The following is a 16,277-nucleotide window of genomic DNA, read 5'->3' on the forward strand; positions in this document are numbered from 1 at the left end:
TGTCCTGCATGAAACGTGCAAGGCAAATACAACAAAAGAGAGTGACGCATGATCAATCCGGATGACGTGGTCAGCCTGTCGCGCCTGCAATTTGGCGCCACGGCCCTGTTCCACTTCCTGTTTGTCCCCCTCACCTTGGGGCTGTCCTGGATCCTGGTGATCGCCGAGTCGGCCTATGTGATGACCGGCAAGGTGATCTATCAGGACATCACCCGCTTCTGGGGCAAACTGTTTGGCATCAACTTCGTCATGGGGGTCACCACGGGGATCACCATGGAGTTTCAGTTCGGCACCAACTGGGCCTATTACTCCCACTACGTGGGGGACATCTTCGGTACCCCGCTGGCCATCGAGGGGCTGATGGCCTTCTTCCTCGAATCGACCCTGGTGGGGCTCTTCTTCTTCGGCTGGGACAAGCTCTCCCGCGGCAAGCACCTGCTGGTGACCATGCTGGTGGCGCTCGGCTCCAACCTCTCGGCACTGTGGATCCTGATCGGCAACGGCTGGATGCAAAACCCGGTGGGGGCCGAGTTCAACCTGCTGACCCAACGGATGGAGCTGGTGGATATCGCCGCCGTGCTGCTCAACCCGGTGGCGCAGGTGAAGTTCGTTCACACCGTTGCGGCGGGCTATGTGGCCGCCTCCATGTTCGTGATGGGGGTGAGCAGCTGGTATCTGCTGCGCAAGACCGAGGTGCAGTTTGCCCTGCGCTCTTTTGCCATCGCCTCCGGCTTCGGGCTGGCCGCCATCCTCTCGGTCATCGTGCTCGGGGATGAGTCGGGCTATCGCACCGGCGAGGTGCAGAAGGTGAAGCTCGCCGCCATCGAGGCGGAGTGGCATACCGAGCCGGCGCCAGCGTCATTCACCCTGTTCGGCTTTCCGGATCAGCAGGGGGAGACCACCCACGCTGCCATCAAGATCCCGTATCTGATGGGGATCATAGCCACTCGCTCCCTCGATGAGGCGGTGACCGGCATCAAGGATCTCAAGGTGCAGCACGAGGCGCGTATTCGCAGCGGCATGGTGGCGTCCGGTGCACTCGAAGAGATCCGCGCCGGCAACGACTCGGCCGAAAACCGGGCGCTGTTTGCCAAACACGGCAAGGATCTTGGCTACGGTCTGCTGCTCACCCCCTATGCCAGCAATATCGCCAAGGCGGGGGAGGCGGAGATTGCCAAGGCGGTGGAGGACTCCATCCCGCCGGTGGCGCCACTGTTCTGGGGCTTTCGGGTGATGGTGGGGCTTGGCGTCACCATGCTGGGGCTGATGGTGGTGAGCTTTGTTCAGCTCTGCCGCAACCGGCTGCAAGACTCGCCACGCCTGCTCAAGACCCTGCTCTGGAGTATTCCGCTGCCCTGGATTGCCATCGAGGCGGGCTGGCTGGTGGCCGAGCTCGGCCGTCAACCCTGGACCATCAGCGATGTGCTGCCGGTCTCGGCCTCGGTCTCTTTGCTTCAGCCGGGCCAACTCTGGTTCAGCCTGATCGCTATTTGTTCCATCTATACCCTGTTGCTGGTGGTGGAGCTGTTCCTGTTGCGCCATGTGATCCGCAAAGGGCCCGCCATTCTCCATACCGGCCGCTACAGCGGTGAACAACCCGAACTTGCGAGGATCGCCTGATGGATTACGCAACCCTGAAACTCATCTGGTGGGCACTGGTGCTCTTCATGATGGTCGGTTTTATCGTGATGGATGGCTTCGATCTCGGCATCGCCATGCTGCTGCCGGTGGTGTCGAAAGATGACGACGACCGCCGTCTGGTGATCAACAGCGTGGGGCCGGTGTGGGAGGGCAATCAGGTGTGGCTGATTGCCGGTGCCGGCGCCCTGTTCGCCGCCTGGCCGCTGGTTTATGCCGCAGCGTTCTCGGGGCTCTACATCCCCATGGTGGTGTTGTTGCTCGGGCTCTTTCTGCGGCCGGTCGGTTTTGACTATCGCAGCAAGCTGGCCGATCCGGTGTGGCGCCGCTGGTGGGATCGGGCGCTGGTGGCCGGTGGCCTGATACCGGCGCTCATCCTCGGTGCGGCTATCGGTCTGGTGATGGAGGGGCTGCCGTTTCGCATCGACACGGCGCTGCGTCTGCACTACGGCGCCTTCGACTTCCAGTGGGGCTGGCTGCTCTCGGTGCAGGCCACTGCCATCAGCCTGTTGCTGCTGCACGGCGCCGGTTTTCTGCAAGCCAAGGTGACCGGCACCCCTGCGCTGCGCGCACGGGGGATCGCCATCCTGCTGGCCCCGCTGGTGAGCCTCTGCTACCTGCTGGCCGGCTGGCATCTGGTGGATCTGCAAGGGTTTCAGCTGACCGGTGTCGGCACACAACCCTTTGACCCGAATGCTGCCATCAGCCCGCTGATGAAGGGGGTGATCCCCCACGCCGGAGGCTGGCTGCGCAACTATTTTGACTATCCGCTGCTGTGGTTGGTGCCGATCATCGGGACGCTGGCGCCGCTGGTGAGCGGGATTGCCTCCTGGCTGGAGCGGGGCCGGATTGCGCTGCTGGCCAGCGCCATCGCCTGCGCCGCCATGCTCTGCTCGGTGGCCATCGCCCTGTTCCCCTTTGTGCTGCCTTCATCACTTGATGTAGTCAGCAGCCTGACCCTGTGGGACAGCACCTCCAGCTACAAGACCCTGGCCATTATGTTCGGCCTCGTGCTGGTGCTGATGCCGGTCAACCTGGGCTACACCGGCTGGGTCTATCGGGTGGTGCGCGGCAAGCTCGACCGTGCCCGCATCAAGCGCGACAGCCATCAACTCTACTGACCTCAAGGGATCTGCTATGTGGTACTTCACCTGGATTTTGGGCCTCGGATTCGCCCTGCTGCTGGGCCTGTGCAACCTGCTCTGGCTGGAAGCGCGCTGGCAGGCGGACGAACGGGATGGTAACTGACGGCGGGGTTCGCGCCCCGCCACGGCCGGTGGTTGGCGTTCACACGTCGCCATCGGCCCCTCTCTCCCCCTCTTTAAACGACACAAACGACACACTTTCAACCGACAACCAACCGACAGGTAATTGTGATGAAACAGAGATTGAAAGCGGTGGCGCTGGCCATCGGGTGCGCGCTCACCGTCGCCCCGGCCTGTGCCGAACCGGTACAACTGACGCCACTGGATAAAACCTTCACCCTGCAGGTGCTCGGCAGTGGTGGCCCCATCTCCGATGATCTGCGCGCCTCCTCCAGCGAGGTGATCTGGTGGAAGGGGAAATCCCGCATCCTGATAGATGCCGGTGGCGGCGTCTACCTGAGCTTCGGCCAGGCGGGGCCAAGCTCGAAGAGGTCGATTTTATCGGCATCACCCACTTCCACACCGACCATGTGACCGACCTGCCCGCCCTGCTCAAGGGGGCCTATTTCTTCGAGCGCAGCGATCCGCTGGATCTGGCGGGGCCCGAGGCCGGTTCGGCCTTCCCCAGCATGAGCGGCTACTTCGATGCCCTCTTCAACAAGGACAAGGGCGCTTATGCCTACCTGAGCGGCTTCAAGGATGGCACCGATGGCCTCTTCCCAATCACCTTGCACGATGTGCCCTACCAGAGCCCGCAGCCTCACACCGTCTATCAGCAGGATGGGCTGACCATCACCGCGCTCGGCATTCCTCACGGTGACGTGCCCTGTCTGGCCTATCGCATCGAGAGCGCCGAGGGGACCATCGTTATCTCGGCGGATCAGAACGGCAGCAACCCGGCCTTTGTGCCGTTTGCCAAGGGGGCCGACATTCTGGTGATGCCGCTCGCCATCCACGAAGGGGCCGACTCGGTCTCCGCCTCGCTTCACGCCAAGCCATCTGTGGTGGCCAAGATTGCGGCCGAGGTGAACCCCAAGCTGCTGGTGCTCAACCACTGGATGGGGGTTGGCCTCAATCACAAGAAAGAGGCGATGGCCATCGTCAAACAGCAGTTCCACGGTCAGATCGTGGCCGCCCGCGATCTCTCCAGTTACCCCGTTTCATCCGTCAAGGAGTCCGCTCATGAGTAACTCAAGCAGCAACAAAACCACCGGCAAACTGACCCTCTCCATCGCCATGACCAGCCTGATTGCCCTGACACCGGGGCTGGCGCTGGCGGCCACCCCGAGCGATGCGCCGGTCAAGGCCGCCCCCAGCGAACAACACGGTGGCAAGTGTGCGGCGGGCAAGTGCGGCACCGAGAAGCGCTTCGAGAAGCAAGCCCTCGACAGTGATCCGCAGGGTCGACTGGTGCGCGCTCGCGATGGCAAGTGTGGCGTGGCGGGTGAGGGGATTGATGGCGACAGCTCCAGCAAGGGCAGCAAGATGACGGAGGGGGTATGCGGCCAATAAGCTCCCGCAGTCGGGGGATCGGGCTGCGTCAGGAGCATCTGGATGCGCTCTGCTCCGGCCCCGTCCGCCCCGGCATCGACTTTCTCGAGCTGGCGCCGGAGAACTGGATGGCCATCGGCGGCGCCAAGCGGGCGCAGCTGCATAAGCTGTCCTGCTCGGTGGCAGCCAGCTCTTCGAGTTGCAGCTTGAGAAAATCGGGATCGCTGGCGGCGGTGAAGTTGCGCCGATCCGAGACGGGATCAAAGCCCATGGCATAGAGATCGCTGGTCATCACTGTGTGGCCCGCCTGCTCCAGCGCCCTGATGGCGTGGCAGAAGAGGGCACCGTTGAAACTTTTGGGTTCGGGATGGGCATAGACGATAAGCACCTTCATAACAGACTCCGTGGAAAATGATGCGAGGGTGACAGGCTTGGTTGCTGAAACAGTTGCTGAAATGGTTGCCGGGTTGACGCTGTGTCACAGCATAGAAGCCTGCCGCGCCGATTGCAGCAGGCGCCACGCTCTTGCGTGACGCCTGCTGGCGCAGCTTATGCCTGACAGGCGGCGAGCCGGACGGCTTCGCGGCGCTCGCTGACATGTGTCAGCCCGTAGGCAAGCAGCACGATAAGGGCGCCGATCCAGGGGGTGTGCATCAGGCCGAGGTGTTCCACCACCAGGCCACCGACGACGGAACCGAGCGCAATGCCGACGTTGAAGGCGGCGATATTGAGGCCCGATGCCACATCCACTGCCTTGGGGGTGTGCAGTTCGGCCTGCTTCACCACCAGTACTTGCAGACCCGGCACGTTGCCGAAGGCAAAGGCGCCCCACACCAGCACGGTGAGCACCGCCAGCACCGGATGGGGGGCGGTGAAGGTGAGGGCCAGCAGCACCAGCGCCAGACCGGCAAACAGCAGCTTCAGCGCCGGCAATGGGCCCATCTTGTCGGCCAGCTTGCCGCCCCAGATATTGCCGACGGCAACCGATACCCCGTACACCAGCAGGATCAGGCTCACCGCACCGGCGCTAAAGCCGCTCACCTGCTGCAGGATGGGGGCGAGGAAGGTAAACGCCGTGAAGGCGCCGCCATAACCGAGGGCGGTTTTGGCGTAGACCAGCAGCAGCGGCTTCTTGGTCAGTACCGAGAGTTGCTCGCGGATGGTCGAGGCCGCCCCCTTGGGCAGGTTGTTCGGGATCAGCAGCAGGCTACCCACCATGGCGACGAGGCCGAGCAGGCTTACCACCAGAAAGGTTTCACGCCAGCCAAAGACCTGACCAATCCAGGTGCCGAGCGGTACGCCGGTCACCAGCGCCACGGTAAGGCCGCTGAACATGATGGCGATGGCACTCGCCGCCTTCTCTTTGGCCACAAGACCCGTGGCGATGGTGCTGCCTACCGAAAAGAAGACCCCGTGGGCCAATCCGGTCAGGATGCGGGCCACAATCAGACTCTCGTAACCGGGGGCCTGCCAGGCCAGCAGGTTGCCGGCGGTAAAGAGTGCCATCAGCCCCACCAGCAGCCACTTGCGCGGCACCTTGCCGGTGAGCGCCGTGAGCACGGGGGCGCCGATGGCCACGCCAAGGGCATAGAGGCTGACCAGCAGGCCCGCCGAGGGGAGCGAGACATTGAGCTGCTCGGCGATGGTGGGGATAAGCCCCACAATCACAAATTCGGTGGTGCCGATCGCAAAGGCACTTAAGGTAAGGGCAAATAACGCCAGTGGCATAACAACTCCTTGGTTAGGGACTCCCGATGGGAGAATGGCGCCAGTATGCCGATGGGTTTTGTTGGCAAAAATGACGGTGACATCAAATTACTTTTGCCAAATCAGCAGCAATGGCGATGGGGAGGAGGGGGTTGTGTTGCACGCTGTGCGAGCGTAACGCAGTGATCTGCTTCGCAGAACGGGATTAACGCTGCTCCTTTTCTGAGCTTGCTTAAGCTCCAGTACAAGCTGGCCGCCATAGGATTTTCCCTGTGAAACCCTCGTGTGTTGAACCCATGTGCGCCGCCGGTGTTGTGATGGCCGTGCGCTTTCATCTACAGGCAATAGACAGGCAATATCCAGCTGACAGGTAACATGATGACATTGAACCGACTCTCCTCTCTTTTGCTGCTGTGCGGCGCCTTTGCGGTACAGGCCGGCCAGAGCGATCCCCTCTCAGCCTGGAATGACACGGCGGCCAAGCAGGCGATCACCCGCTGGGTAACCAATGCCACCGATCAGCAGCAGGCCACGTTTATTCCGCCAGAGAAGCGCCATGTGGTGTTTGACAATGACGGCACCCTCTGGCCTGAAGCGCCCATGACCTATCAGCTGCAGTTTGCGATGGACGAGATCAAGCGCCTAGCACCGGAACACCCGGAGTGGAAGGCCGACCCCATCGTCGCGGCAGTGCTGAACAATGACCTCAAGGCAGTGGCCAAATCGGGGGAGAAGGGGCTAGCCAAGCTGGTGGGACTGACCCACAGCGGCATGACTACCACCGAGTTTGCCGAGCGGGTCACTCGCTGGGTCAACAGCAGCAAGGATCCCCGTTTTGGCTGCCACTACGATCAGCTCGGGTATCTGCCGATGAAGCAGCTGCTGGGGTATCTGCGGGATAATGGCTTCCAGACCTGGATTGTCTCCGGCGGCGGCGTCGATTTTATGCGGGTGATGTCCGAGCAGATGTATGGCATCCCGCCCCAGCAGGTGATTGGCTCCTTTACCCTTGGCGAGTTTGCCCTGACCGGGGAGGGCAGCGAGATCCGCAAGACCATGAACGGCGCCTATTTCGATGACAGCAAGGCGAAACCGGCCGCCATTCACCTCTTTATGGGGCAGCGTCCGGTCGGCGCCTTTGGTAACAGCGATGGCGACGTGCCCATGCTGCAATACACCTCGACCAATCCGGATTACCACACTTTCGGCCTGCTGGTGCACCACACCGATGCCAAGCGCGAATACGCCTACGACAGCCATCCGCCAGCCAGCGGCAAGCTGATCGACGGGCTGGCACAGGCAAAAGCACGGGGCTGGGTGGTGGTCGATATGAAATCAGACTGGAATCAGGTGTTCGATCCCGCCCTTTGCCAGAACGCGCCCTGATTGCGGGGCTGCATCTGGCATCAATATGGCGGCTGGACGTTCAGCAAGCGCTGCAAAGCGTGAGGCAAGAAAAGAGACAGGGAGAGCATGATGCTCTCCCTGTTTTATCTGGCTTGCTGGCAGAGCCAGCCTTTTTTCGCGTTAGTCTCACGCCTTTCGTGTCAGTCCCATGCGGGGGCAAAGTCGGGATTGGCGCAGCGCTCGCCCCGATCCAGCGTGGCGATGGCGGCCATCTCCTCGCTGCTCAAGGTGATATCGAGAGTGGCCAGATTGGCGGCCTGATTCTCCCGCTTGGTTGAGCTCGGGATCACTGTCATCTCCTGCGCCAGCAGCCAGGCCAGCGACACCTGCGCCGCCGATACCCCGTGGCGCTTGCCAATCTCCATCAGCAGCGGCTCGCTCAGCACCTTGCCATAGGCGAGCGGCATATAGGCGGTGACGGCGATACCGTGAGCTTTGCAGAACTCCACCACCTTGCGGTTTTGCAGCAGCGGATGAACCTCGATCTGCTGGTGAGCGATGGCCCCCGGCCCCAAAATCTCGATAGCTTGTTTGAGCTGGGCCACGGTGAAGTTGGAGACCCCGATCTCCCGGGTCAGGCCTTGTGTTTTGGCCTCAGCCAACTGCTCCAGATAGACTGCCATCGGCACCTCATCCTTGGGGGAGGGCCAGTGGATCAGCGCTAGATCCAGATAGTCGGTGCCCAGTTTTTCCAGGCTTACCTCCAGGCTCGGGATCAGCTTGCCCGGGCCAAACTCGCTGGTCCACACCTTGGTGGTCAGGTAGATCTCGTGACGGGCAACAGTGCTGCGGGTCAGCACGGCACCGACCTCGGCTTCATTGTCATAGATCTGGGCGGTATCGATATGGCGATAGCCCAGCTCCAGACCGTTGGTCAGGGTGGCAAGCAGCGGCTCGCCCTTCAGGCGGAAGGTGCCCAGACCCATGGGTGGCATATTGATCATCTCGTTCCTCTCGTTCCTCAATGGGGTGGTGGTTGGCCCTTTATGGGCTGAACAGAAATAGGCTCTAGGGCCAGTCAGGCGCCCAGCGGCTGATAGCGGCGAATGGTGCTGCTGGCAAACCAGGGCTCGGCCTTGGCGACAAATTCCGTAAAGTGGGGCTGACCCTGATGGGCGGTGAGGGCGGCTTCGCTCTCCCATACCTCGTAGAGCATCCAGCTGTTTGGATTGTCCAAGTCCTGATGCAGCTGATAGCGCTGGCAGCCCGCCTCTTGCAAGGTGGCCGCAATCAGCGGCTCAAGGGCGGCGCGAAACTGGGCGGCGAATTCGGGTTTGGCTTCAAGCTGGGCAATCACAATCACGGGTGATGACATCTGAACCTCCTTGGCAAAAACGAAGGGTCAGTATGCCTGCCGTGACTTGCAGGAAACAGGGCGCTGGTCGCAAAACAGTATTGAGATAAGAGCAGCAATGGGAAGATAAATGACACCGACAAAGTCGGTGTCAGGGAATAACTAGATCTATACATTAAGGCATAATTAATTTCAGACTACATTGACTTTGTCAATCACGATGTCGATCTTATTTCTTAAGGATATAGGGTCATTTATTTCTTTTGACATACTACAAATATCATTTATCTCTTCGCTGTTATATAAGTTTCCTTCGAGATTTTTCAAATGACGTTCGATTTGCCTGCGGGATGACGTAGACATTCCATCGATTAACAGTAGCGCTTTTAATCCTTTTATTGCAAGATTTCTTTTTCCATTGTCATGCGTAGCTAAATAGAATAGTAGGTCGGAAAATCTTAAGTAAGTTAGTTCATTGTTGGATACGGTAACATTGTCTATTAACTGTGACAAACCGAGTTTCGCTGCTATATAAAACAAGGTGTGTGACTTTTCATTTAACATAGAGAAAGAAGAGCTAGATTTAGATTTTACTATTATCATAATCGACATTACAAATACTGATAAACCAGCTAAAAAACCACTTAAAATAGATCCTTGAGTTGAATCATCTCTTTTTTTATTACTCAAACTTCCCAAAACCTCATCACTACGTAAAGCTATCTCTGGGTTCATAATCTTGTCTTTAGAAGATAGCATTAGGGATAATGTAAAGTGATCATTCGGGTGCATCTTATTAAATCTGATTATTGTATCTTCTGATTTTGATATGTTAGGTTCTAAGCCTGTAGTTTTGTCTAAATTAATGGCATCAATGTTTGCTCTGGTTTTAATATGTGCTTCGACATTGGATAGAACCTTTTTTCCTATGTTCTCTACTTGTATTGATGCGATCGACTTAAACACACCATTCACTTCAAGCAGTGGTCCCTGAATGATGGAGTAACTAAGCTGTGCCTTTGGTTCGCTTATCTCATCATATATTTTAGGTGCAACAGCAAATAAGCCTGCAATCAGTGCAGGTAGAATAGCGTATAGAATTATTTTTTTAACTTCTGACATTGATATATAATTCTCCCGGTTTTTATTAGTAGTTATTCATCTTTGTTAGTAATCAGCACTAGCAATGTTTGATAACTCAAAAATATACGTCCTGAGTTGTAATGTTATGTCTAATGTGTCCTTTTACATATATCTTTGTCATGCCTCTTGATACTAAATGGTAATCCATTTTTTCCCCTTGATAAACAGTAGCAAGCTCACAGGGTAGGTGATTTTTTAGTCGTTTTTAGGTGGCTGAAAGAGATAACGGCTGGTTTGGCGAATGGATAGGGGGCGGAGATTAATTACTCTTCGCCCTATAGTATCAGGCGCTGGCAGGCTCGGACCAGACCGCAAACTCATTGCCGCTGGGCTCAACGAAGTGGAAACGGCGGCCACCGGGGAAGTCGAATAGTGGGCGACTGATGGTGCCACCGTGTTGGCTCACCTTGGCTTGGGTCGCTTCAATATCAGCGCTGTAGAACACCAGCAGGGCGCCGCCCTGAGCTGTCTGGCTGCACTGATCCGCTCTATAGAATCCGCCATCCAGCCCCTCATCGGAAAAGGCGCAGTAGTCGGGGCCGTAATCGACAAACTGCCAGCCAAATACAGCCTGAAAGAATGCCTTGGTCGCGGCGAGATCCCTGGCCGAAAACTCCACATAGTTCAGTTTTTCATGGGCTTTCATTCAGTTCGTCTCCCTCATCATCAGCATCGCTGGGCTCAGCAAGTTGTTCCCACGGTGTCAGTTTAAGTCGCTTGTGCCGTAATCTGAGGACACTGGCCATAATGAGGCCGATTAATCCCGCAAAAAAAGCGGTTTGACGTAGAGCAAATACCAGATCCATTCCCATGGGTTGCCAGCTGAAAAACCACAACAGTACGCTCCAGATCAGTCCAAGGCCGATGCCAAATACCAGAAAGTTGGTAAGCCAGCTCTCGTAATGTGGCGGTTTGACAGACCAACCCAGTTGGCGCAACAACCAGAACAAGGGGGGATTGTAGTTGGCATGCCATACCCCTTTGTTAGCCAGCTCATGATGGGCGGCGGCCAGCCGTTCTTCAAATGTCATGGTATTCATCCTTGTGAAACAAATGGTGCCATACGGTGCTTTTTAGGCTGCATTGTACTGATAAATCGCGGGTATGATGTGGGCTCGCGGTCACGTTATTTCTCTGTAGAAAAAAAGAACTGGCCTCACCGCACGCTTGCCAATCCACAGCGGCTGCGCCTATAAAGGCCCATAACTCTTGTCCGGATAACAGCAATGAAGACCCATTCTGATGAACTGACCCTGTTTGTGGCGGTGGTGGAGGCGGGCAGTTTTCGCCAGGCGGCGGAGAACCTCGGCATGGACAACTCGGTGGTGAGCCGTGGCATCAAGCGGCTGGAGGAGAAGCTCTCAACCGTTTTGCTCAATCGCACCACCCGCCGGGTCAGTCTGACCGAGGAGGGGAGTTGGTTCTATCAGCGGGCGGTGAAGATACTGACCGAGATGAGCGAGGCGGAGGGGCATCTGCTGATGCGCCGGGAACAGCCCGAAGGGGTGTTGAGAGTCGATGCGGCCACCCCCTTTATCCTACACCGGCTGGTGCCGATCATCGGCGAGTTTCGCCGCCGCTACCCCTCCATCGAGCTGCAGCTGCACAGCTCGGAGGGCTTTATCAATCTGATGGAGCGGCGGGTGGACATGGCCATCCGCATCGGCGAGCTGACCGACTCCTCCCTGCGTGCGCTGCCGCTTGGCCGTTCGCGGTTGCGGCTGCTGGCCTCTCCTGCTTACTTGAGCGAGCACGGCACCCCGCGCCAACCGGCGGATCTGCTGATCGGTCACGAGTTGCTTGGCTTTTTGCATCCCGATCACCTCAACCACTGGCCGCTGCTCAGTGCCGAGCAGGGTGATCGCTTTGCCATCACCCCCAGTCTGCGTGCCAGCAGCGGCGAAACCTTGCGTCAGCTGGCGCTGGCGGGGCAGGGGATTGTTTGTCTGTCGGATTTCATGACCGGGCCGGATCGAGAGAGTGGCGCGCTGGTGGAGGTGCTGGCCCGCAGCAACAGTGGCGCCTCGCGCCCCATCAATGCGGTCTTCTACTCCGATGCCCAGCGGGATATCCGGCTGCGGGTCTGGCTCGATTTTCTTAAAGAGCAGCTGGGCAGCCATACCCTGTAGTTCAGGTTGGTTTGTGCGGTTTGTTTGAACGGTTCGTCGCTGCGGTTTGCTTAACGAAAAACAAGCCGCGCCTTCGTTGCGGCCCATCAGCATTAGCCTGGCGGCAGATAAACAGACGGCCGACTTGAGGGTCGGCCGCCGGTTCGGGAAGGTGTGTGAGCTGAAGCGCAGTTAGCGGGGCAGTTTGCCCCATACCCGGCTGAGCAGGGCGCCGCCGATCACCGGCGGAATGGCCAGCAGCAGGGTCCACTGCCAGGAGAGGCCGCCGACGGTGGCGGCCAGTACGATGCAGGTGAGCACCACCAGTTGGGCCACCATCATCAGGAAGGTGCCTTCGCGGGGGGTCAGTGTCTCTTTTGGAGTGGCGACGTGGGCTACGGGCGCTTGATTGGTGGTCGGTTTCATGGCGATATCCCTCTGTTGAGTCTGATATCACTAAGCAATGGCCGTTCCACATTTTTTTATGTTGATTATCAATGTCTTGCGAGTCTTGTCGTCATTCCCGTTTCGAGAGCGCAGGCAAAATGATTTGCAAAATGAAAACGCCACCCTGCGGTGGCGTCTTGGTTATTGAGAGGGATAGAGGGAAGCGCCGGGCCTAGCCAATCCGGTATTGGCGGATCTGCTCGTCGATGGCTTTGGCCAGTTCGAACAGTTCGCGGCTGGCGGCATTGCTCTCCTGCGCGTGTTCCCGCTGGTGTTCGGCCACCATGGCCAGCTCGTCGAGCGCCGTTCTGGCTTGCCCCATCTGTTGATTCTGCGCCTGCGCCAGCGCGCTGATCTCGTTGATCTCGAGGGCGGTCTGGTTGATCTGGCTGGTGGCATCAACCAGCACCTCTCTGGCCTGATTCATCCGGTTGTATCCCTCTTCGCTCAGGTTGCGGGAGTCTGCCATCGAGCTGCTGGCCTGCCGGGTTCCCTCCTGCAGGCGCAAGATAAGATCCTGCACATCCTTGGTGGCGGTCTGGGTACGCACCGCCAGTTGGCGTACCTCGTCGGCCACCACCGCAAAGCCCCGTCCCATATCCCCCGCACGGGCCGCTTCGATAGCCGCATTGAGGGCCAGCAGGTTGGTCTGGTTCGAGACATCGCGGATGAGGTTCATGATCTGGGTGATGTTGTTGCTGTCTTTCACCACTTCATCGAGCAGGGCTGAGGAGCTGCCGATGCTGCTGCGCAAGGTGTCGAGTTGCGCGGCGCTCTGGGTCACATCCTGCTCGATGCTGAGCATATGGTTGGCGATGCGTTGGGTCACGTCGTTGACTCCTTCAGAGCGGCTGGCGATCTGCTCGGCGTTGTCGCCGATGGTGGTGACCACAGTGGTCAGCTCCTGAATGCTCTGGGCCTGCTGGCACGCTTCTCCTGCCAGTGCCTGGGCCTGCTGCATGGATTGGGACGACTGGGCGGAGAGGGCGCTCCCTGACTGCTGGAAGCGTGAGAAGCTCTGGTTCAAGCTCTGGATCAGCCGATTGAAACTTTGGGCCATCATGCCCAGCTCCGACTCGTCAGAGAAGTCGAGCCGGGTCGCCAGATCCCGATCGGCAGTGATGTGGTGCATGCCATCGGCAGCCTGACGAATGGGGCGACTGATGGAGTGAGCCAGCCAGGCGGAGGCCAGCATGGCAATCCCGCCGATGGCGAGCGACACCATGATGATCAGCTGGCGGGATTCCTGCAGTCCCTCTTCCAGCTCGGCGCTGTTGATCTCGCCAATCAGCAGCCGGTTGAGGGTGGGGATGTAACGCACCGCGATGAGGTAGGTTTGCCCCTCCAGCGTTAGCGCCTCTACGGCCACCTGTTCCCGGGCATTGGGAATAAGCCGCTTGACGGTATCGAGGAAGGATTGCTGGTGGTGGGCGGCGCCTTCCACCTCCTGCTCGGGGTGGATCTCGATATTGCCCTCCATGTCGGCCAGATAAACCTGACCGCTCTTGCCGATACGGTAGCCGCTGATGAGTTTGCTCAGGGCGCTCATGTCGATGGAGGTGCCAGCCACCGCCAGGGTCTTGCCCTCGTGGGTGACGGCGGTGTTGATATAGAGGGAGGCGCGCTTGTCAAAATCGGAGATGTCGAGGTTCAGCTCATAGGGTTTACTGCGTTTGAGAAAGCCGAAAAACCACCCATCTTTCGGGTCTGATTCGCTCAGCGATTTCTGGGCGATGGGGCCGCCGCTGAAGTTGATCAGGGTGTTGCTCTGGCGGGGTGCGATAAAGACGTTGCCGCCGATCCGCCGTTGCAGATCCTGAAAGTAACGCTCCATGGCGGGCCACTCTTGCTCTGGCATGCCAGCGGTCAGCCAGTCGATGACAAAGCGGTTACTGGCCAGCGCCTGCGCCTCGGTCAGGTGTTGGATAAGCTGCGCTGTCAGCTGGTTGGCAATGCGATCCACGCTGCTTGGCAGCTCGTAGCGTTCGACCCGCTGCTGGGCCTGACTGTGGGATATCTGCTCAAGGATCAAGGTGATGCAGCTGATGGCGATGGCCATCAGTATCGCTACGCCAGCGAGGATCCGGGTGCGGATCCCGAGCCCTGACCAGAGTGAGTGCAGTGTAAAACGGTGTATCGCCCTCTCCATATCGCTCTCCTCATAAATAAGGTCGCATATGCGACCCAGATGATGATTATAGATAGAGAGCTCAATTACGTTGTGGCGGATGGTAACAACAGAGGGTGGCAGAAAAACAGGAGGGAGCAATGAGCGGAGAAGGGGGCAGAAACCGGCAAGGGAAAGCATAAAAAGAGAGGCCGACATTGCTGTCGGCCTCTCTGGTGTTTATCTCAACGGAATATCGGGTGCCCGATCAATCCTCTTCAGCCCAGCGGCGTGAACGCTCAACCGCTTTTTGCCAGCCGCTGTAACGTTTGGCGCGATCGTCTCTGTCCATCTGCGGGATGAACTCGCGGTCCACGCTGAATTTGTCTTCCAGCTCGTCCGAGCTCTTCCAGAAGCCGACTGCCAGACCTGCCAGGAAGGCGGCGCCCATGGCGGTGGTCTCGATGCGGGTCGGACGTACCACCGGGGTGTGCATCATGTCAGCCTGGAACTGCATCAGGAAGTCGTTGGCCACGGCGCCGCCATCCACTTTCAATGCTGCCAGCTTGATGCCGGAGTCCTGCTGCATCGCATCCAGCACGTCGCGGCTCTGATAGGCGATGGATTCCAGCGCGGCGCGGATGATGTGGTTGCGGTTGGCTCCACGGGTCAGGCCAACCATGGTGCCGCGAGCATACGGATCCCAGTAGGGTGCACCCAGACCAACGAAGGCCGGCACCAGATAGACGCCGTTGGTGTCACCCACCTTGGAGGCGAAGTAGTCGGTATCGCGGGCATCGTGAATGATCTTCAGCTCGTCACGCAGCCACTGGATGGTGGCGCCGCCCATGAACACCGCACCTTCCAGCGCGTAGTTCACTTCCCCTTTCGGGCCGATGGCTACAGTAGTCAGCAGGCCGTTGCTGGAGCGAACCGGCTCGGTGCCGGTGTTCATCAGCATGAAGCAGCCGGTGCCGTAGGTGTTCTTGGCCATCCCTTTTTCAAAGCAGAGCTGGCCGAACAGGGCAGACTGCTGGTCACCGGCAATACCGGCGATGGGGATGCGGGAGCCGCCGCCACGGGTGGTGTAGCCGTACACTTCGGAAGAGGGTTTCACTTCCGGCAGCATGGACATGGGGATGCCCAGCTCGTCCAGCATCTTCTCGTCCCACTTCAGCTCGCGGATGTTGTAGAGCATGGTACGGGAGGCGTTGGTCGGGTCGGTGACGTGCACTTCGCCATTGGTCATCTTCCAGACCAGCCAGGTATCGATGGTGCCGAACAGCAGTTCGCCGTTCATCGCTTTCTCGCGGGCACCTTCCACGTTGTCGAGGATCCACTTCACCTTGGTACCGGAGAAGTAGGCATCCAGCACCAGACCGGTGTTCTCACGAACGTACTCTTCCAGACCGCGCGCTTTCAGCTCCTCGCAGATGGCGGCGGTGCGGCGGCACTGCCAGACGATGGCGTTGTAGATGGGCTTGCCGGTGGCCTTTTCCCATACCACTGTGGTTTCACGCTGGTTGGTGATACCGATGGCGGCGATCTCTTCGCTGCGCAGGCCGGTCTTGGCCAGCACTTCGGTAAAGACGGAGGATTGGGTCGCCCAGATCTCCATCGGGTCGTGCTCTACCCAGCCCGCTTTCGGGTAGTGCTGGGTGAATTCGCGCTGGGAGGTACCGACAATGTTGGCATCCTGATCAAACACGATGGCGCGGGAAGAGGTTGTTCCCTGGTCCAGAGCGACGACATATTTCTTTTCAGCAGACATGATGTTCTCCACGTTTCTA

Annotated in this window: 15 protein-coding genes and 3 pseudogenes; 8 read left to right on the top strand and 10 right to left on the bottom strand. The window is 58.7% G+C overall.

The window, feature by feature from the left end; genetic code table 11:
• The first annotated feature begins 48 nt into the window (after positions 1 to 48).
• The 6 genes and pseudogenes from AB5Y71_RS00370 to AB5Y71_RS00395 all read left to right on the top strand — a co-directional run.
• A complete protein-coding gene (locus AB5Y71_RS00370; protein WP_368170723.1) occupies positions 49 to 1,620 on the top strand; it encodes a cytochrome ubiquinol oxidase subunit I in 1,572 nt (523 codons plus the stop codon).
• Complete coding sequence (gene cydB, locus AB5Y71_RS00375; protein ID WP_368170724.1) at positions 1,620 to 2,759, top strand: cytochrome d ubiquinol oxidase subunit II; 1,140 nt, start codon at positions 1,620 to 1,622, stop codon at positions 2,757 to 2,759. Before AB5Y71_RS00370 ends, cydB begins: the two co-directional genes overlap by 1 nt.
• 16 nt (positions 2,760 to 2,775) lie before the next feature.
• The gene (cydX, locus tag AB5Y71_RS00380) at positions 2,776 to 2,886 is read left to right on the top strand and encodes a cytochrome bd-I oxidase subunit CydX (protein WP_005337572.1); all 111 of its coding nucleotides are present in this window, start codon (positions 2,776 to 2,778) and stop codon (positions 2,884 to 2,886) included.
• A gap of 128 nt (positions 2,887 to 3,014) precedes the next feature.
• Positions 3,015 to 3,973: pseudogene (locus AB5Y71_RS00385) on the top strand (MBL fold metallo-hydrolase).
• Entirely contained in the window at positions 3,966 to 4,295 is a 330-nt protein-coding gene (locus AB5Y71_RS00390; protein WP_139472826.1) for a hypothetical protein, read from the top strand. The pseudogene AB5Y71_RS00385 and the gene AB5Y71_RS00390 overlap by 8 nt, the downstream one beginning before the upstream one ends.
• Positions 4,283 to 4,447 (top strand): annotated as a pseudogene (locus AB5Y71_RS00395) (DUF692 family multinuclear iron-containing protein); the annotation flags it as partial. The gene AB5Y71_RS00390 and the pseudogene AB5Y71_RS00395, both read left to right, overlap by 13 nt.
• Before the next feature lie 56 nt (positions 4,448 to 4,503).
• On the opposite strand, the pseudogene AB5Y71_RS00400 reads toward AB5Y71_RS00395, so the two are convergent.
• Both AB5Y71_RS00400 and AB5Y71_RS00405 read right to left on the bottom strand, forming a co-directional pair.
• Positions 4,504 to 4,668: pseudogene (locus AB5Y71_RS00400) on the bottom strand (NAD(P)H-dependent oxidoreductase); the annotation flags it as partial.
• A gap of 155 nt (positions 4,669 to 4,823) precedes the next feature.
• Positions 4,824 to 6,002 carry an MFS transporter gene (locus tag AB5Y71_RS00405; protein ID WP_041208527.1) on the bottom strand — a complete coding sequence of 393 codons (1,179 nt, stop codon included), beginning with the start codon at positions 6,000 to 6,002 and terminating at the stop codon, positions 4,824 to 4,826.
• Positions 6,003 to 6,356: 354 nt separating this feature from the next.
• Here AB5Y71_RS00405 and AB5Y71_RS00410 point away from each other — a divergent pair, with 354 nt between their 5' ends.
• Complete coding sequence (locus AB5Y71_RS00410; protein ID WP_233267785.1) at positions 6,357 to 7,367, top strand: HAD family phosphatase; 1,011 nt, start codon at positions 6,357 to 6,359, stop codon at positions 7,365 to 7,367.
• 161 nt (positions 7,368 to 7,528) lie between these two features.
• Here the strand turns inward: AB5Y71_RS00410 and dkgB are convergent, their stop codons facing one another.
• From dkgB to AB5Y71_RS00435, 5 genes are all read right to left on the bottom strand, one after another.
• On the bottom strand, positions 7,529 to 8,332 hold the full coding sequence (dkgB, locus tag AB5Y71_RS00415; protein ID WP_270656695.1) for a 2,5-didehydrogluconate reductase DkgB: 804 nt from the start codon (positions 8,330 to 8,332) through the stop codon (positions 7,529 to 7,531).
• Between the two features lie 74 nt (positions 8,333 to 8,406).
• On the bottom strand, positions 8,407 to 8,703 hold the full coding sequence (locus tag AB5Y71_RS00420) for a putative quinol monooxygenase (protein ID WP_040097728.1): 297 nt from the start codon (positions 8,701 to 8,703) through the stop codon (positions 8,407 to 8,409).
• A 171-nt stretch (positions 8,704 to 8,874) separates the two neighbouring features.
• On the bottom strand, positions 8,875 to 9,804 hold the full coding sequence (locus AB5Y71_RS00425) for a hypothetical protein (RefSeq protein ID WP_368170725.1): 930 nt from the start codon (positions 9,802 to 9,804) through the stop codon (positions 8,875 to 8,877).
• Positions 9,805 to 10,108: 304 nt separating this feature from the next.
• On the bottom strand, positions 10,109 to 10,471 hold the full coding sequence (locus AB5Y71_RS00430) for a VOC family protein (RefSeq protein WP_368170726.1): 363 nt from the start codon (positions 10,469 to 10,471) through the stop codon (positions 10,109 to 10,111).
• Positions 10,458 to 10,856 carry a DUF6404 family protein gene (locus AB5Y71_RS00435; RefSeq protein ID WP_368170727.1) on the bottom strand — a complete coding sequence of 133 codons (399 nt, stop codon included), beginning with the start codon at positions 10,854 to 10,856 and terminating at the stop codon, positions 10,458 to 10,460. Before AB5Y71_RS00435 ends, AB5Y71_RS00430 begins: the two co-directional genes overlap by 14 nt.
• Before the next feature lie 195 nt (positions 10,857 to 11,051).
• On the opposite strand from AB5Y71_RS00435, the gene AB5Y71_RS00440 reads away from it, so the two are divergent.
• Positions 11,052 to 11,954 (top strand): LysR substrate-binding domain-containing protein, encoded by a 903-nt coding sequence (locus AB5Y71_RS00440; protein WP_368170728.1) that lies wholly within the window; start codon positions 11,052 to 11,054, stop codon positions 11,952 to 11,954.
• A 171-nt stretch (positions 11,955 to 12,125) separates the two neighbouring features.
• Here the strand turns inward: AB5Y71_RS00440 and AB5Y71_RS00445 are convergent, their stop codons facing one another.
• The 3 genes from AB5Y71_RS00445 to glpK all read right to left on the bottom strand — a co-directional run bounded on the left by AB5Y71_RS00445 (position 12,126) and on the right by glpK (position 16,258).
• Positions 12,126 to 12,359, bottom strand: coding sequence for a hypothetical protein (locus AB5Y71_RS00445; RefSeq protein WP_368170729.1), 234 nt, complete (start codon positions 12,357 to 12,359; stop codon positions 12,126 to 12,128).
• Positions 12,360 to 12,552: 193 nt separating this feature from the next.
• Positions 12,553 to 14,529: a methyl-accepting chemotaxis protein gene (locus AB5Y71_RS00450; protein ID WP_368170730.1), complete on the bottom strand. Its 1,977-nt coding sequence runs from the start codon at positions 14,527 to 14,529 to the stop codon at positions 12,553 to 12,555.
• 226 nt (positions 14,530 to 14,755) lie between these two features.
• Positions 14,756 to 16,258 carry a glycerol kinase GlpK gene (gene glpK, locus AB5Y71_RS00455; RefSeq protein WP_005337546.1) on the bottom strand — a complete coding sequence of 501 codons (1,503 nt, stop codon included), beginning with the start codon at positions 16,256 to 16,258 and terminating at the stop codon, positions 14,756 to 14,758.
• Between the last annotated feature and the right edge of the window lie 19 nt (positions 16,259 to 16,277).

Source organism: Aeromonas sp. R9-2, from assembly GCF_040908025.1.
GTDB lineage: Bacteria > Pseudomonadota > Gammaproteobacteria > Enterobacterales > Aeromonadaceae > Aeromonas > Aeromonas veronii.

Coding starts and splice junctions, on each gene's coding strand:
- AB5Y71_RS00370 (WP_368170723.1), top strand. CDS start 49: ATGATCAATCCGGATGACGTGGTCAGCCTGTCGCGCCTGCAATTTGGC.
- cydB (WP_368170724.1), top strand. CDS start 1,620: ATGGATTACGCAACCCTGAAACTCATCTGGTGGGCACTGGTGCTCTTC.
- cydX (WP_005337572.1), top strand. CDS start 2,776: ATGTGGTACTTCACCTGGATTTTGGGCCTCGGATTCGCCCTGCTGCTG.
- AB5Y71_RS00390 (WP_139472826.1), top strand. CDS start 3,966: ATGAGTAACTCAAGCAGCAACAAAACCACCGGCAAACTGACCCTCTCC.
- AB5Y71_RS00405 (WP_041208527.1), bottom strand. CDS start 6,002: ATGCCACTGGCGTTATTTGCCCTTACCTTAAGTGCCTTTGCGATCGGC.
- AB5Y71_RS00410 (WP_233267785.1), top strand. CDS start 6,357: ATGATGACATTGAACCGACTCTCCTCTCTTTTGCTGCTGTGCGGCGCC.
- dkgB (WP_270656695.1), bottom strand. CDS start 8,332: ATGATCAATATGCCACCCATGGGTCTGGGCACCTTCCGCCTGAAGGGC.
- AB5Y71_RS00420 (WP_040097728.1), bottom strand. CDS start 8,703: ATGTCATCACCCGTGATTGTGATTGCCCAGCTTGAAGCCAAACCCGAA.
- AB5Y71_RS00425 (WP_368170725.1), bottom strand. CDS start 9,804: ATGTCAGAAGTTAAAAAAATAATTCTATACGCTATTCTACCTGCACTG.
- AB5Y71_RS00430 (WP_368170726.1), bottom strand. CDS start 10,471: ATGAAAGCCCATGAAAAACTGAACTATGTGGAGTTTTCGGCCAGGGAT.
- AB5Y71_RS00435 (WP_368170727.1), bottom strand. CDS start 10,856: ATGACATTTGAAGAACGGCTGGCCGCCGCCCATCATGAGCTGGCTAAC.
- AB5Y71_RS00440 (WP_368170728.1), top strand. CDS start 11,052: ATGAAGACCCATTCTGATGAACTGACCCTGTTTGTGGCGGTGGTGGAG.
- AB5Y71_RS00445 (WP_368170729.1), bottom strand. CDS start 12,359: ATGAAACCGACCACCAATCAAGCGCCCGTAGCCCACGTCGCCACTCCA.
- AB5Y71_RS00450 (WP_368170730.1), bottom strand. CDS start 14,529: ATGGAGAGGGCGATACACCGTTTTACACTGCACTCACTCTGGTCAGGG.
- glpK (WP_005337546.1), bottom strand. CDS start 16,258: ATGTCTGCTGAAAAGAAATATGTCGTCGCTCTGGACCAGGGAACAACC.